We start from the raw sequence: 13981 nt of genomic DNA on the forward strand, positions 1-13981 counted from the left end.
GGCCTCGCGTGCCGTCGTCACCGGCTCCGCCGAGTTCGTCCGCAATCGCCGGACGGGCCGGGTACCCGGCCCGTCCGGCGATCGGGGAGCGTCACGGCTTCGCGCCCCGCGCCTTCAGCAGATCCGTCATCAGCTCGATCTCCGACTCCTGTGAGTCCACCATCCCCTGCGCGAGCCGGAGTTCGACCCCCACCTCGCACCGGTCGACGCACCCCTCGGCCATATGGATCCCGCCCTTGTGATGCTTGATCATCAGCTGGAGATACCGCACCTCGGCGGCCCGCCCGTCCAACTTCCCCAGCTTCTTCAGCTCCGTATTGGTCGCCATCCCCGGCATCAGCGCACCGTCCTCGCCCGGCGGCATGTCGCCCATCCCCATCCACTCCATCGGAGCGCCCTGGGGCACCTTCGGCAGCTCCCACAGGTCGAGCCAGCCGAGCAGCATGCCGCGCTGGTTCGCCTGCGTCTGGGCGATGTCGTACGCGAGGCGCCGGATCTCCTCGTCCTTCGTACGGTCGCGCACGATGTACGACATCTCCACGGCCTGCTGGTGATGCGTCGCCATGTCCCGGGCGAACCCCGCGTCGGCGGACTCCGTGGCCGGGGCGGACGTGCCGGACGAGCCGTGCGAGGAGGCCACGGCGACCGTGATCCCGCCGCCGGCCACGATCACCGCGGCGGCGGCGCCCACGGCCCAGCAGGTGCGCCGCCTCACTTGGCCTTGCCACCCGTGCAGGCGGCCCCCGGCTCAGGGGTCTGCTTGCCCTGTACGTAGCTGGAGAAGAAGGAGTCGACCTTCGGGTCGGCCGCGCCGGTCACCGTGCGCTGGTGGCCCCAGGCCGACAGCATGACCGGGTCCTTCTGGTCCTTGACCGGACTCATCAGGGAGTAGGGCGTCTGCTTGACCTTCTGCTCCAGCTTCTTCAGGTCGGCGGGCTTCGCCTCGTCGTTGTACGTCACCCAGACGGCGCCGTGCTCCAGGGAGTGCACGGCGTTGCGCTCGGGGAGCTCGTCCTTGTAGACGTCGCCGTTGCAGTTCATCCAGACCTGGTCGTGGTCGCCGCCCACCGGCGGGGTCATCGCGTAGCTGACGTCCTTGGTGACGTGGGTGCGGCCCAGCTTCTTCGCGTCCCAGACCTTCTCGCCGTCCGCGGTCGTCTTGAACGTCGGCGCGGACTTCCCGTCGGAGGCCGCCGTGTCGGAATCATCGGCCTTCTGGAAGAGGACGACACCGCCCACGGCGAGAGCGGCGACCACCACCGCGCTCAGAGTGATCGTGATGACGCGGCCACGGCGATCACGTGCGCGCTCGGCCTTGCGCATCTCCTCTATTCGGGCTTTGCGGGACGCGGTGCTCGTGTTCTTGGCGGAACCCATGATGTGTCCTTCGGCGGTAACGGCTGTATCGACGTAAAGGGCGGGACGCGCGTGGCGGAACATGCGGCTCATGCGGAACGTGCGGAACGTGGTGGAGCGGTTCGCTGATCGTAATGGGCGAGCCCGGCGGGCTGTAGGGGCAGTCCGCGCCGCCCGCTGTTACGGGCGCGCCGATCAGCAGGCACTATGGGCACAGGGCGGCACATGGCCCGCAACGCGCCTGAAACCGTGTGGTGGGATGCTCGAGTGCCCCGATGTGTCCTCAGATGCGGAATCGACACGGACGCAGGCGGCCTGACCAGCAAGGATGGGTGGAAGCGGAAGATGGACAAGCAGCAGGAATTCGTGCTCCGGACTCTCGAGGAGCGCGACATCCGGTTCGTACGCCTGTGGTTCACGGATGTCCTCGGCTTCCTGAAATCGGTCGCGGTGGCTCCCGCCGAGCTGGAGCAGGCCTTCGACGAGGGCATCGGCTTCGACGGCTCGGCGATCGAGGGATTCGCCCGGGTGTACGAGTCGGACATGATCGCCAAGCCGGACCCGTCGACGTTCCAGGTCCTGCCCTGGCGTGCGGAGGCCCCCGGCACCGCCCGGATGTTCTGCGACATCCTCATGCCGGACGGCTCCCCGTCCTTCGCGGACCCGCGCTACGTGCTCAAGCGGGCCCTCGCGAAGACCTCCGACCTCGGGTTCACCTTCTACACCCACCCCGAGATCGAGTTCTTCCTCCTGAAGGACAAGCCGCTCGACGGTTCGCGGCCCACCCCCGCCGACAACTCCGGCTACTTCGACCACACCCCGCAGAACGTCGGGATGGACTTCCGCCGCCAGGCCATCACGATGCTCGAATCCATGGGCATCTCGGTCGAGTTCAGCCACCACGAGGGCGCGCCGGGCCAGCAGGAGATCGACCTCCGTTACGCGGACGCGCTCTCCACCGCCGACAACATCATGACGTTCCGCCTGGTCATGAAGCAGGTCGCCCTTGAGCAAGGGGTCAATGCGACCTTCATGCCGAAGCCGTTCTCCGAGCACCCCGGCTCGGGCATGCACACGCACCTCTCTCTCTTCGAGGGCGACCGCAACGCGTTCTACGAGTCAGGATCCGAGTACCAGCTCTCCAAGGTGGGCCGCTCCTTCATCGCGGGCCTCCTGAAGCACGCCGCCGAGATCTCCGCGGTCACCAACCAGTGGGTGAACTCCTACAAGCGCATCTGGGGCGGCTCGGAGCGCACGGCGGGCGCGGGCGGCGAAGCCCCCTCGTACATCTGCTGGGGCCACAACAACCGCTCCGCGCTGATCCGCGTCCCCATGTACAAGCCCGGCAAGACGGGCTCGGCGCGCGTGGAGGTCCGCTCGATCGACTCGGGCGCGAACCCCTACCTGACGTACGCGGTCCTGCTCGCCGCCGGCCTCAAGGGCATCGAGGAGGGCTACGAACTCCCGCCGGGCGCCGACGACGACGTATGGGCCCTGAGCGACGCGGAACGCCGCGCGATGGGCATCGAGCCGCTCCCGCAGAACCTGGGCGAGGCGATCGCACTGATGGAACGCAGCGAACTGGTCGCGGAGACGCTGGGCGAGCACGTCTATGACTTCTTCCTGCGCAACAAGAAGCAGGAGTGGGAGGAGTACAGGTCGGAAGTCACGGCCTTTGAGCTGCGGAAGAACTTGCCGGTGCTGTAGAGCCCCGTAAGGGGCGCGGGGAACTGCGCGAGCAATCACAAAGAAGCCGCGGACGCGTCTGCCGAGCAATCGGGCAGATGCGTCCGCGGCTTCTTTGCGCGCCGCTAAGGGGCGCTCACAATCGCGTCCCGCAGTGAGGTAGTCGCCCGGACGCGATACTCCTGGATCGCCCACCCATTGCCATCGGGGTCCTTGAAGTACATGAACGTCCCGCCGTCCTGCGGGGCATGGGCCACCGGCTCGGTGATCTCCAGGCCGCGTGCCGTCAGCTCGGCATGCGCCGCCTTCGCGTCGGCTACGCAGAGTTGGAGGCCCTGGTAGGAACCGGGGGCCGGGGTGGGTCCTTCCACCATCGTGTCCCAGAGGGTGTCGGTGAGGGCGATGGAGCAGCCGGAGCCCGGCGGGGTCAGCTGGACGATGCGCATGCCCGGCATGACCTCCTGGTCGATGTCGACGTGGAAGCCGAGCTTGTCGCGGTAGAACTCCTTCGCCCGGTCGACGTCACTGACGGGGAGCGGGATCACCTCGAGTGTGTATTCCATGGGCCGAGTACATCAGGGCGCCGGGTCCCTGTCAGCGTGAACGGCGCCGTCCGCTCCGGGGTCGCAGCCCCCTCACGCGAAGCGCCACCGCGTCTGGCTGAACGGTTCGCCCTTGCCGAAGCCGAAGGCGGTGCGGGGGGCCACCTCGAAGACGTACGCATGGCCCGCTCCGTGGTGGAAGCAGCCGTCCCGCACCTCGTAGTGCCAGAAACTGCCGTACTTCTCCTCCCACGCCACCGCGAGGGGCCGCAGCCTGTCCTCGTCGGTGATCCGCACCGCGGCGCCCTCGACGACCAGGTCGTAACCCTTGTCCCAGAGATTGACGCCCGTGGTCAGCACGACCTCCGGGTTGGCCGCCACGTTCCGTGCCTTGCGCTCCTCGGGGCCCGTGCAGAAGTGCAATGCGCCGTCCAGCCAGACCGCGGGCAGCGGCGTGACGTGCGGTCGGCCGTCGGGGCGTACGGTCGAGATCCAGAAGAGCTCGGCGTCCCTGAGCTGCCGCAGCGCGTCGGGCCAGGGGGTCGCCACGGCACCCGCACTGCTGTATCGGGCATCCAGTTCCGTACGAGGTTCCTTGCTGCGAGGTTCCTTGCTACGGGGTTCCCTGCTCGGCATGATCCGTCTCCAGGCGTCGGCACCAGTGCTCCTGTCCAAGGATGGACCGCGCACGCGGGCAGAACTCATCGGTCAGGCCGTAGGCTCGATCCAGGAGTGATCGAATGGAGGCGCGGGGATGACGGTGCCGCAAGGGCGCAGAAGCAGTATGTTCACGCGGCTGCTGCGGCATGGTTTCACTGATCCGTCAGCCGCCGAACGGCTCCTCGGGGCTCCCGAGCTGTCCTCGGTGCGCACCGACCCGGTGCTGCTCGACGCCCTGAGCGCCGCCGCCGACCCGGACCTGGCACTCCTCGGCCTCCTGCGCCTCGTCGAGGGCCAGCCCGACGACCTCAGCCGCCGGGAGCTGCTCGACACCCTGGTCAGCGCCAAGCCGCTGCGTGACCGGCTGCTCGGCGTGCTCGGCGCCTCCGAGGCCCTGGCCGACCACCTGGCCCGGCACCCCGGCGACTGGCGGGCCCTGGCCACGTACGAGCTTGCCGACCTGCACCCCGGCGTCGAGGAGTTCGAGCGCGGCCTCGAGGACGCCACCGACCCGGACCTGCTCCGCGTCTCCTACCGCCGCTGCCTGCTCGCCATAGCGGCACGTGACGTCTGCGGCACGACGGACGTCGCCGAGGCTGCGGCCGAGCTCGCGGACCTCGCGACGGCGACCCTGCGCGCCGCGCTCACCATGGCCGAGACGGCGGCCCCCGCGGACGCCGCGCAGTGCAGGCTCGCGGTCATCGCGATGGGCAAGTGCGGCGGCCACGAGCTGAATTACGTGTCGGACGTCGACGTCATCTTCGTCGGCGAGGCGGCGGACGGCGCCGAGGAGGGCGAGGCGGTCCAGGCCGCCACCCGGCTCGCCTCGCACATGATGCGGATCTGCTCGGAGACCACGGTCGAGGGCACCATCTGGCCGGTCGACGCCAACCTCCGCCCGGAGGGCCGCAACGGCCCCCTGGTACGCACCCTCAGCAGCCACCTCGCCTACTATCAGCGCTGGGCCAAGACCTGGGAGTTCCAGGCGCTCCTCAAGGCCCGCCCGGTCGCCGGTGACCTGGCCCTGGGCGAGGAGTACGTCACCACGCTCGCGCCCCTCGTCTGGCACGCGGCCGAGCGCGACAACTTCGTGCCCGACGTGCAGAAGATGCGCCGCCGGGTGGTGGCGAACATCCCGGCGGGCGAGGTCGACCGCGAGGTGAAGCTGGGCCCGGGTGGTCTGCGGGACGTCGAATTCGCCGTACAGCTACTGCAGTTGGTGCACGGTCGCGGTGACACCTCGATCCGCAGCGGCTCGACCCTGGTGGCCCTCGAGTCGCTCGCGGCCGGCGGTTACGTGGGGCGCGTGGACGCCGTTCAGCTCGACGACGCGTACCGCTTCCTGCGCTCCCTGGAGCACCGCATCCAGCTGTTCAAGATGCGGCGCACCCATCTGATCCCCGAGGACGACGCGGACCTGCGGCGCATCGGCCGTTCCCTGGGCATGCGGATGGAGCCGATCACCGAGCTGAACCGTGCGTGGAAGCGGCACACCTCGGTCGTACGCCGCCTGCACGAGAAGCTCTTCTACCGTCCACTCCTGGACGCTGTCGCTCAACTCGCCCCCGTGGAGACCCGGTTGAGTACGGAGGCGGCCCGCGCGCGCCTGGTCGCCCTCGGCTACCACGACCCCGCCGCCGCGCTGCGTCACCTGGAGGCGCTGGCTTCGGGCGTCACGCGCAAGGCGGCGATCCAGCGCACCCTGCTCCCCGTGCTGCTCGGCTGGTTCGCGGACTCGGCGGACCCCGACGCGGGCCTCCTGAACTTCCGCAAGGTGTCCGACGCGCTCGGCAAGACCCCCTGGTATCTGAGGCTCCTGCGTGACGAGGGCGCGGCGGCCGAGAACCTGGCCCGCGTCCTGTCCGCCGGACGTCTGGCCCCTGACCTCCTCCTGCGCGCCCCCGAAGCGGTGGCCCTCCTCGGCGACCTGCGAGGTCTCGAACCGCGCGACCACGCCCACCTGGAGCAGGAGACCCTGGCCGCGGTGGGCCGCGCGGACGGCGCCGAGAAGGCGGTGACGGCGGCGCGAGGCGTCCGCCGCCGCGAGCTGTTCCGTACGACGGCGGCGGACATCATCGGCTCGTACGGCACGGAGGAGAGCCCCGCGGCGGCCGACCCCGGCGTGCTCCTGGACCGGGTGGGCGACGCGGTCTCCGACCTCACGGCGGTGACGATCGCGGGGACGTTGCGCGCGGTGGTCCGCGAAGGCTGGGGCGACACGCTGCCGGTGCGGTTCGCGGTGATCGGCATGGGCCGTTTCGGCGGCCACGAACTGGGCTACGGCTCGGACGCGGACGTCCTCTTCGTCCACGAGCCGCGCGAGGGCGTCGGTGACCACGAGGCGGCGAAGGCGGCGGCCCAGGTGGTCTCGGAGATGCGCAGGCTTCTCCAACTCCCGAGTGCGGACCCGCCGTTGCTGATCGACGCGGACCTGCGCCCGGAGGGCAAGAGCGGCCCTCTGGTGCGGACGCTCGCTTCGTACGAGGCCTACTACCGCCGCTGGTCACTCGTCTGGGAGTCCCAGGCGCTGCTGCGGGCAGAACCGGTCGCGGGCGACGCCGAGTTGGGCCAGGCCTTCATCGAGCTCGTGGACCCGCTGCGCTATCCGGCGGAGGGCCTCGGCGAGGACGCGGTCCGCGAGATCCGCCGCCTGAAGGCCCGTATGGAGGCGGAACGGATGCCGCGCGGCGCCGACCCGACCCTCCACACCAAACTGGGCCGCGGCGGTCTCTCGGACGTCGAATGGACCGTCCAGCTCATGCAGCTGACCCACGGCTGGGCCGAACCGGGCCTGCGCACGACCCGCACCCGCCGGGCCCTCGCGGCGGCCTGCGCGGCGGAGCTGATCCCGTCCGAGGACGCGGCGATCCTGGACGAGGCGTGGGTCCTGGCCGCACGGGTGCGCAACGCGGTGATGCTGGTGCGCGGCCGGGCGGGCGACACGTTCCCCTCGGACGGGCGCGAACTGGCGGCCGTGGGGCGGTACTTGGGGTACGACCCCGGGCATGTGGGGGACATGCTCGACGACTACCGGCGGACCACGCGCAGGGCGCGGGCCGTGATGGAGGAGCGCTTCTACGGGGCGTAGGCGGGCATGGATGTCGGGCGGAGTGCCTCGGGTTGCACCTTCCGTAGCGGCATGTGGTCCGGTGGACTCACGTCCCGCCCCACTCCCGCCCCACTGAGGAAGGCCCCTGCTCATGCATTCGTCCTTCATCCCGCCGCGCCAGGTCAAGATCGGTGACGCGGCGGCCTTCGTCGGCACCACGCCGCGGGCGATTCGTCACTACCACGAGATCGGCCTGCTCCCCGAGCCCGTGCGGGGCGGCGACGACCGCCGCCGCTACGGCTACGAAGACATGATCCGGCTGCTGTGGATCCGCAAGATGGCCGACGCCGGGATCGCCCTGGACGACATCCGTGACGCCTTCGCCGACACGGCTTTTGCCGGTGCCGACAGCGACGACAGCGACGACAGCGACGACGGCGACGACAGCGGCGACGGCATCGCGAGCATCCTGGAACGGCTGGAGGAAACCCTCGTCGCCCAGGAAGCAGAACTGCGGCGGCAACGGACTGCCGTGCAGCGCATGCGTACCGAGGGCAGCCGGATGGGTCTGCTCTCCGACTTCGTCACCAGCCGCCTCAAGAGCCTTCCCGAGGGCTCCCTGCGCCAGGCGGACCTGGACAGTCTGCTGGTCATCGAGCGGATCTTCGGCCCACTCGGTGCGGCCGTCCACGCCAACCGTTTCATCGCCCTGGCCACCCACCCGGATCTGCGGGAGGACTCCGACCGTGCTGATGCCGCCGAGGACGCACTCGATGACGAGGTCGCTGTCGACGACCCCCGCGTGGCCCAGGTGGCTGGCGAACGGCACGCCTTCGAAAAGGCGCTGCACGCCGTCATCGAGGACTCCGGCCTGGCGGAGAGCGACGACGCGCTCTTCGACTCCTGGGACGCCCTACACCCCACTACCGCTGATGAGGGCGAGGACGAGGCCGGCCGAAGCTCGGGCAGGGGGCAAGACACCATGAGTGCGTTCGAAGCCACCGGCAAGATGCCCTACGACCTCTCCCCGGCCCGCCTGCGCTGCATGGAATTGGCCGAAGAGCTCGACGCCCGCGAGTCACCCGCTTCCTAGAACGCGCCAGAAGCGCCGCAGCACCTCCGCTCCCCGCTCAGGGTCCTGGAGCATCCAGTAGTGGGTGAGGCCGTCCAGTTCCGTCAGCTCGGCCCCGAGCCGTTCGGCCATGTCCCGGTCCTGCGCGGGCTGCGCCATGGGGTCGCCGGTCGGCGCCAGTATCAGTCCCGGAGCGGCGGCGGGGCGGTCGAAGTCCTTGCCCCAGTCGGCGTGGAAGTTGGGCCAGGCCGAGCGGTAGAGCGCCAGGATGGCGGCGCTCATCTCCTCGTCGTGGACCTCGTCGATCTCCTTCGCGAGTTCGGCTCCCAGACCCCGTGGGCGCAGGAGGTCGCCGAAGGTGGGGCCGCTGCTCGTGGGTGACGTGCGCAGTCCGGCGAGCGACTCCTCGCCCTCCGGGCTCTTCTGCCAGTAGGTGGCCGCCTCGTGCCACTGGTAGTCGGGGTGCCAGCCGTGGGCGACGTCGGACACCCAGCTGCGTACCGGCACGTCGTAGGCGGAGACGACCCGCATCACGAGGTGGGCGCCCCAGTCGTGGCCGACGACGTCAACCGGCCCCTCAACGGCGCGCAGTTCGTCGGCGAGCCAGGCCGCGTACGTCTCCTTGTCCCGCACGTGGGCCGGGCGGGGGCTGCCGAAGCCGGGCAGCCGGAGGGCCACGGTGGGCTGCTCGATCCGTTGCCGGATGTCGTTCCAGATGGTCGGTGTCTCCGGCACTCCGTGCACGAATACGACGGTCATGGCTGCTCCCGCTACGGTGGACGGTGAAGTGGATTAGCTATCCACTTCACCGTAACACCAACCTGATAACCTATCCACCTAGCATCGTGAGGGACGAGGAAGAGAACGTGAGGGAGGAAGAATGAGGGCCGACGCCGTACGGAACAGGCAGCGGATCTTCGACGAGGCCCACAGCGCCGTCACGGCAGGGGAGATCACGCTCACCCTCAACGAGCTCGCACACCGGTCCGGCGTAGGGGTCGGGACGGTCTACCGGCTCTTCCCGACCCAGCGGGCGATGCTGGAGGCCATCCTGGAGGACTCGGTACGCGCCCTCGTGGGCGTGGCGACCGAGGCGGAGCAGCGGCCGGAGCCCGTCCAGGCCCTCATCGGGTTCCTCCACGCCGCACTCTCGGCGGCCCTCGCCCAGCCCGGCCTCATCGACATCCTGATCACCGAGACCGACGAGACGGACTCCCTGCGCCAGGCCAAGGGCGAACTGGGCGCAGCCGCGTCCCGCCTGCTCGCACGCATCCACCCGGAGCCCGCGCTCACCGGCGAGAACCTGCTGAAGCTCCTGTGCGGACTGATCCACGCCGTCAACGAGCACCCGGCGGACCGGCGACCCGCCGCGACCGACGCCTACCTCCGCATCCTCCAGGCGGGCCTCACGCCAAGCCCTGCCCCGTAGGCGTCACTCGGTCCCCGCGTCGCGCGCGACCCGGGGAGTCGTTCGCCGGAGCGGAGTCTTCTCCTCCCGCACCGCCACCTCACGTGCCAGCCGGTACGGCATCGCCCCGTACCAGAGCCGCGCCACCGCGAACCCGAACGCCAGGCAGATCATGCCGCCCACCGCGTCGAGCCAGAAGTGGTTGGCGGTGGCGACGATCACGATCAGTGTCGCCGTGGGGTAGAGCAGGCCGAGCACCTTCACCCACGGCACCGAGGCCAGGGCGAAGATCGTCAGGCCGCACCACAGGGACCAGCCGATGTGCATCGACGGCATCGCCGCGTACTGGTTCGACATGTGCTTGAGGTCGCCGGAGGCCATGGAGCCCCAGGTCTGGTGGACCAGGACCGTGTCGATGAAGTCGTGGCCGTTCATCAGGCGCGGGGGAGCGAGGGGGTACAGGTAGTAGCCGAGCAGGGCCACGGCCGTCGTCGCGAAGAGTGCCGTGCGTGTCGCCGCGTAGCGTCCCGGATGCTTGCGGAACAGCCAGATCAGGACGCCGAGCGTCACCACGAAGTGCAGTGTCGCGTAGTAGTAGTTCATCCCGACGATCAGCCAAGTCACGGAGTTCACCGCGTGGTTGACGCTCTGCTCCACGGCGATCCCGAGGTGCTGCTCGACCTTCCAGAGCCAGTCGGCGTTGTGCAGGGCCTGCGACTTCTGTTCCGGCACCGCGTTGCGGATCAGGGAGTACGTCCAGTAACTGACCGCGATCAGCAGGATCTCGAACCAGAGCCGAGGGCGGCGTGGCGCGCGAAGGCGACGCAGGAGATTGCGCCCATTGCGGTCATCCTGCTCGCCCGCGATGGGTGATGCGGTGGGCCGCTGCTGGCCTTCCAGTGTGGTCACAGTCATCTCACCCATAGGCACAGAGTCTGCCAGATACCGGCGTTCCGCCCGATCATCCCAAGGTCTGGTTCAGGCCGCATTCTCTACGCCCTACGGACGAGTGCATCCCCGAGGGGAAGAAGCTGTTGAACCCCGAACCACCAGCTCCGGCATGAAGACGAATTCGCTGTGCGGGGCGGGCGTGCCGCCGATCTCCTCGAGGAGCGTACGTACCGCCGCCTGCCCCATCGAGGGCACGGGTTTACGCACCGTGGTCAGGGGCGGATCTGTGAATGCGATCAGGGGGGAGTCGTCGAATCCCACCACCGAGATGTCGTCGGGTACCTCGCATCCGCGCTCACGCGCCGTCCGTATCGCCCCCAGGGCCATCATGTCGCTCGCGCACACGATGGCCGTGCAGCCGCGGTCCATCAGTGCGGACGCCGCGGCCTGCCCGCCCTCCAGGGTGTACAGCGAATGCTGGACCAGGTCCGCCTCGATCTCCTCCGGAGTCAGTGAAAGGAGGTCCTGCAGCGTGCGTACGAAGCCCTCGATCTTTCGCTGTACGGGCACGAACCGCTTGGGGCCCAGTGCGAGACCGATCCGGGTATGACCCAGGGAGACCAGGTGGGTGACCGCGAGGCGCATCGCCGCCCGGTCGTCGGGTGAGATGAAGGGCGCCTGCACCTTGGGGGAGAAGCCGTCGACGAGCACGAACGGCACGCCCTGCGCGCGCAGCTGCTCATAGCGCTGCATGTCGGCGGAGGTGTCCGCGTGCAGGCCCGAGACGAAGATGATGCCGGAGACGCCGCGGTCCACCAGCATCTCCGTCAGCTCGTCCTCCGTGGAGCCGCCCGGCGTCTGGGTGGCGAGGACCGGCGTATACCCCTGCCGGGTCAGGGCCTGCCCGATGACCTGGGCGAGCGCGGGGAATATCGGGTTCTCCAGCTCCGGCGTGATCAGCCCGATCAGGCCCGCGCTGCGCCGGCGAAGCCGCACCGGGCGTTCGTAGCCCAGTACGTCGAGTGCGGCAAGCACCGACTGGCGGGTGGCCCCGGCGACGCCGGGCTTGCCGTTGAGCACTCGGCTGACCGTCGCTTCGCTGACCCCCGCCTGCGCTGCGATGTCGGCCAGTCGCGCGGTCACAGGATTGGACTGTACCGGTCACATCTCAGGCTGCCCACCAGACGGTTGAATCTGCCGGGAGGTTCGTCCCGGTGGCGCCGGACGTCGTGTCCGCGCCCGCCTCCGTGCCCGCCTCCGTGCCCGCCTCCGCGCCCGCCTCCGTGCCCGCCTCCGCGCTGGACAGGAGCACGGTGCCGGGGGTGGGGACCGTGACGGGTGCGGAGTTGAGGTTCACCGTGCAGACGAACGTGCCCCCCGCCGTGGCGCGGCGGAACGTCAGCACGCCCTGAGGAGCGTCGAGCCATTCCACGTCGCGGCCCGCGCCGAGCGCCGGGTGCTCGCGGCGCACGGAGAGCGCGCGACGGTAGAACTCCAGGGTCGACGCGGGGTCGCCCTCCTGGGCCTCGACCGTGAGGTCCTTCCACCCCGCGGGCTGCGGCAGCCAGCTCGGGCCGCCCTCGACCGGTCCGAAGCCGAACGGCGCCCGCTGTCCTGACCACGGCAGCGGCACCCTGCACCCGTCCCGCGTCCCGTCCTGCCCGGTGCTGCGGAAGAACGCCGGATCCTGGCGCACCTCGTCCGGCAGCTCGGTCACCTCGGGCAGGCCCAGCTCCTCGCCCTGGTAGATGTACGCCGATCCGGGCAGCGCCAGCATCAGCAGGGTGGCCGCCTTCGCCCGGCGCAGGCCGCGCGCCGCGTCGCCGTCGGCGAAGCGGGTGCGGTGGCGTACGACGTCGTGGTTGGAGAGCACCCATGTGGCGGGCGCCTCAACGGCGTTCATCGCGGTCAGGGAGCGGTCGATGACGGCACGCAGGGCGTCCGCGTCCCAACCGGTCGTCAGATACTCGAAGTTGAACGCCTGGTGCAGCTCGTCCGGGCGCAGATACCGCGCGCTGCGCTCCACCGTGGGCGTCCACGCCTCGGCGACGGCGATCCGCTCGCCCGCGTACTCCTGGAGGATCCGCCGCCAGCTGCGGTAGATGTCGTGCACGCCGTCCTGGTCGAAGTAGGGGACGGCCTGCTTGCCGAGCAGCCTCACCTGCTCCACGTGGCCGATGTCGGGCAGGTTCGCCGCCTTGACCAGGCCGTGCGCCACGTCGATGCGGAAGCCGTCGACGCCGAGGTCGAGCCAGAAGCGCAGGATGGAGCGGAACTCCTCGTGCACCGCCGGGTGTTCCCAGTTGAAGTCGGGCTGCTCGGGTGCGAAGAGATGGAGATACCACTGCCCGTCCGCGACCCGCGTCCAGGCCGGGCCGCCGAAAATGGACTCCCAGTCGTTGGGCGGCAGTTCGCCGTCCGCGCCCTTCCCCGGCCGGAAGTGGAAGCGTTCGCGCGGCGCCGACCCCGGGCCCTCGCGCAGCGCCCGCTCGAACCACTCGTGCTGGTCCGAGCAGTGGTTGGGCACCACGTCGACGATCACGCGAAGGCCGAGCGCGTGGGCTTCTCGTACGAGGTCGGTGGCGTCCGGCAAGGTGCCGAACATCGGGTCGACCGCGCGGTAGTCGGCCACGTCGTACCCGGCGTCGGCCTGCGGGGACGCGTAGAAGGGGGAGAGCCAGACGGCATCCACGCCGAGCCGCCTCAGGTGGGGGAGGCGGGCCGTGACGCCCGGCAGGTCGCCCATGCCGTCGCCGTTCTGGTCGGCGAAGCTGCGCGGATAGACCTGGTAGATGACGGCGTCGCGCCACCACTCGCGGCGCGCGGAGTCGTCGGACGAGGTGTCGGCGGCAGGGGCGGCGGTGACGTACTGGGTCATGAAGTCCCTCAGTGGTCGGGGGATGTGCGGCACTGGGGTGAACGCCCCGCGCGAGGCGAAGGTCACGAAGACCGCGTACCGCGATCTGCCGAGGATTCGTGCGACCGGGCCCGCCTCCGCCCTCCGTAAGCCGGACGAGGCGCGGCGGACGCCGTCTCTCCCGCTGCCGGGAGGCAGGAGACGCCGGGGGCCGTCGCCGTGCGGTGCTCGGAGCTCGTGCCGTCGCCCTCGACGGCACTTCCCAGGAATCGAAGCAGCAGGTCACGGACGTGCCGAGTGCGTTCTCCGTACAGGCCGAATCAAGGGATTGTACGGGCAAGCAGGTGGCGAACGCGGCGAGTTCGGAGAGCTTTACCGTTCCGGGTCGTGCTGCCGCCGTCTTCTCCCGGGGTGAGCGGCAGGGCGCTAACTTGATGAGGCAGGCACCAGTCGGCCTGCC

The 13981-nt window shown here is 69.9% G+C and carries 12 protein-coding genes; 4 read left to right on the forward strand and 8 right to left on the reverse strand.

The genetic code is table 11. The annotated features are described in order from the left end of the window. Window positions 1–91: 91 nt before the first annotated feature. Window positions 92–715, reverse strand: a complete 624-nt coding sequence (locus tag ACWFRJ_RS10405; protein ID WP_453526774.1) for a DUF305 domain-containing protein — start codon at window positions 713–715, stop codon at window positions 92–94. Further along, a complete protein-coding gene (locus tag ACWFRJ_RS10410) occupies window positions 712–1377 on the reverse strand; it encodes a DUF3105 domain-containing protein (RefSeq protein WP_453526777.1) in 666 nt (221 codons plus the stop codon). The genes ACWFRJ_RS10405 and ACWFRJ_RS10410 overlap by 4 nt, the downstream gene beginning before the upstream one ends. 324 nt (window positions 1378–1701) lie before the next feature. Between ACWFRJ_RS10410 and ACWFRJ_RS10415 the strand changes: the two genes are divergently transcribed. Beyond that, a complete protein-coding gene (locus ACWFRJ_RS10415) occupies window positions 1702–3063 on the forward strand; it encodes a glutamine synthetase family protein (protein WP_160504710.1) in 1362 nt (453 codons plus the stop codon). Window positions 3064–3167: 104 nt separating this feature from the next. On the opposite strand, the gene ACWFRJ_RS10420 is transcribed toward ACWFRJ_RS10415, so the two are convergent. Next, window positions 3168–3605: a VOC family protein gene (locus ACWFRJ_RS10420; protein WP_453526781.1), complete on the reverse strand. Its 438-nt coding sequence runs from the start codon at window positions 3603–3605 to the stop codon at window positions 3168–3170. A 72-nt stretch (window positions 3606–3677) separates the two neighbouring features. Next, complete coding sequence (locus ACWFRJ_RS10425) at window positions 3678–4220, reverse strand: pyridoxamine 5'-phosphate oxidase family protein (RefSeq protein WP_453526784.1); 543 nt, start codon at window positions 4218–4220, stop codon at window positions 3678–3680. Between the two features lie 118 nt (window positions 4221–4338). On the opposite strand from ACWFRJ_RS10425, the gene ACWFRJ_RS10430 reads away from it, so the two are divergent. Continuing rightward, window positions 4339–7332 (forward strand): bifunctional [glutamine synthetase] adenylyltransferase/[glutamine synthetase]-adenylyl-L-tyrosine phosphorylase, encoded by a 2994-nt coding sequence (locus ACWFRJ_RS10430; protein ID WP_453526787.1) that lies wholly within the window; start codon window positions 4339–4341, stop codon window positions 7330–7332. A 112-nt stretch (window positions 7333–7444) separates the two neighbouring features. Then, window positions 7445–8386, forward strand: coding sequence for a MerR family transcriptional regulator (locus tag ACWFRJ_RS10435; protein ID WP_453526790.1), 942 nt, complete (start codon window positions 7445–7447; stop codon window positions 8384–8386). On the opposite strand, the gene ACWFRJ_RS10440 is transcribed toward ACWFRJ_RS10435, so the two are convergent. Then, the gene (locus tag ACWFRJ_RS10440; RefSeq protein WP_453526793.1) at window positions 8372–9124 is read right to left on the reverse strand and encodes an alpha/beta fold hydrolase; all 753 of its coding nucleotides are present in this window, start codon (window positions 9122–9124) and stop codon (window positions 8372–8374) included. The genes ACWFRJ_RS10435 and ACWFRJ_RS10440 overlap by 15 nt on opposite strands. Before the next feature lie 121 nt (window positions 9125–9245). Here ACWFRJ_RS10440 and ACWFRJ_RS10445 point away from each other — a divergent pair, with 121 nt between their 5' ends. After that, window positions 9246–9794, forward strand: coding sequence for a TetR/AcrR family transcriptional regulator (locus ACWFRJ_RS10445; protein ID WP_453526795.1), 549 nt, complete (start codon window positions 9246–9248; stop codon window positions 9792–9794). Between the two features lie 3 nt (window positions 9795–9797). On the opposite strand, the gene ACWFRJ_RS10450 is transcribed toward ACWFRJ_RS10445, so the two are convergent. From ACWFRJ_RS10450 to ACWFRJ_RS10460, 3 genes are all read right to left on the reverse strand, one after another. Next, a complete protein-coding gene (locus tag ACWFRJ_RS10450; RefSeq protein ID WP_453526798.1) occupies window positions 9798–10697 on the reverse strand; it encodes a phosphatase PAP2 family protein in 900 nt (299 codons plus the stop codon). Window positions 10698–10772: 75 nt separating this feature from the next. Then, window positions 10773–11807 (reverse strand): LacI family DNA-binding transcriptional regulator, encoded by a 1035-nt coding sequence (locus tag ACWFRJ_RS10455; protein ID WP_453526801.1) that lies wholly within the window; start codon window positions 11805–11807, stop codon window positions 10773–10775. 25 nt (window positions 11808–11832) lie between these two features. Continuing rightward, entirely contained in the window at window positions 11833–13542 is a 1710-nt protein-coding gene (locus ACWFRJ_RS10460; RefSeq protein ID WP_453526804.1) for a glycoside hydrolase family 13 protein, read from the reverse strand. Window positions 13543–13981 lie beyond the last annotated feature (439 nt).

It is taken from the genome of Streptomyces sp. NPDC055239 (genome assembly GCF_053606205.1).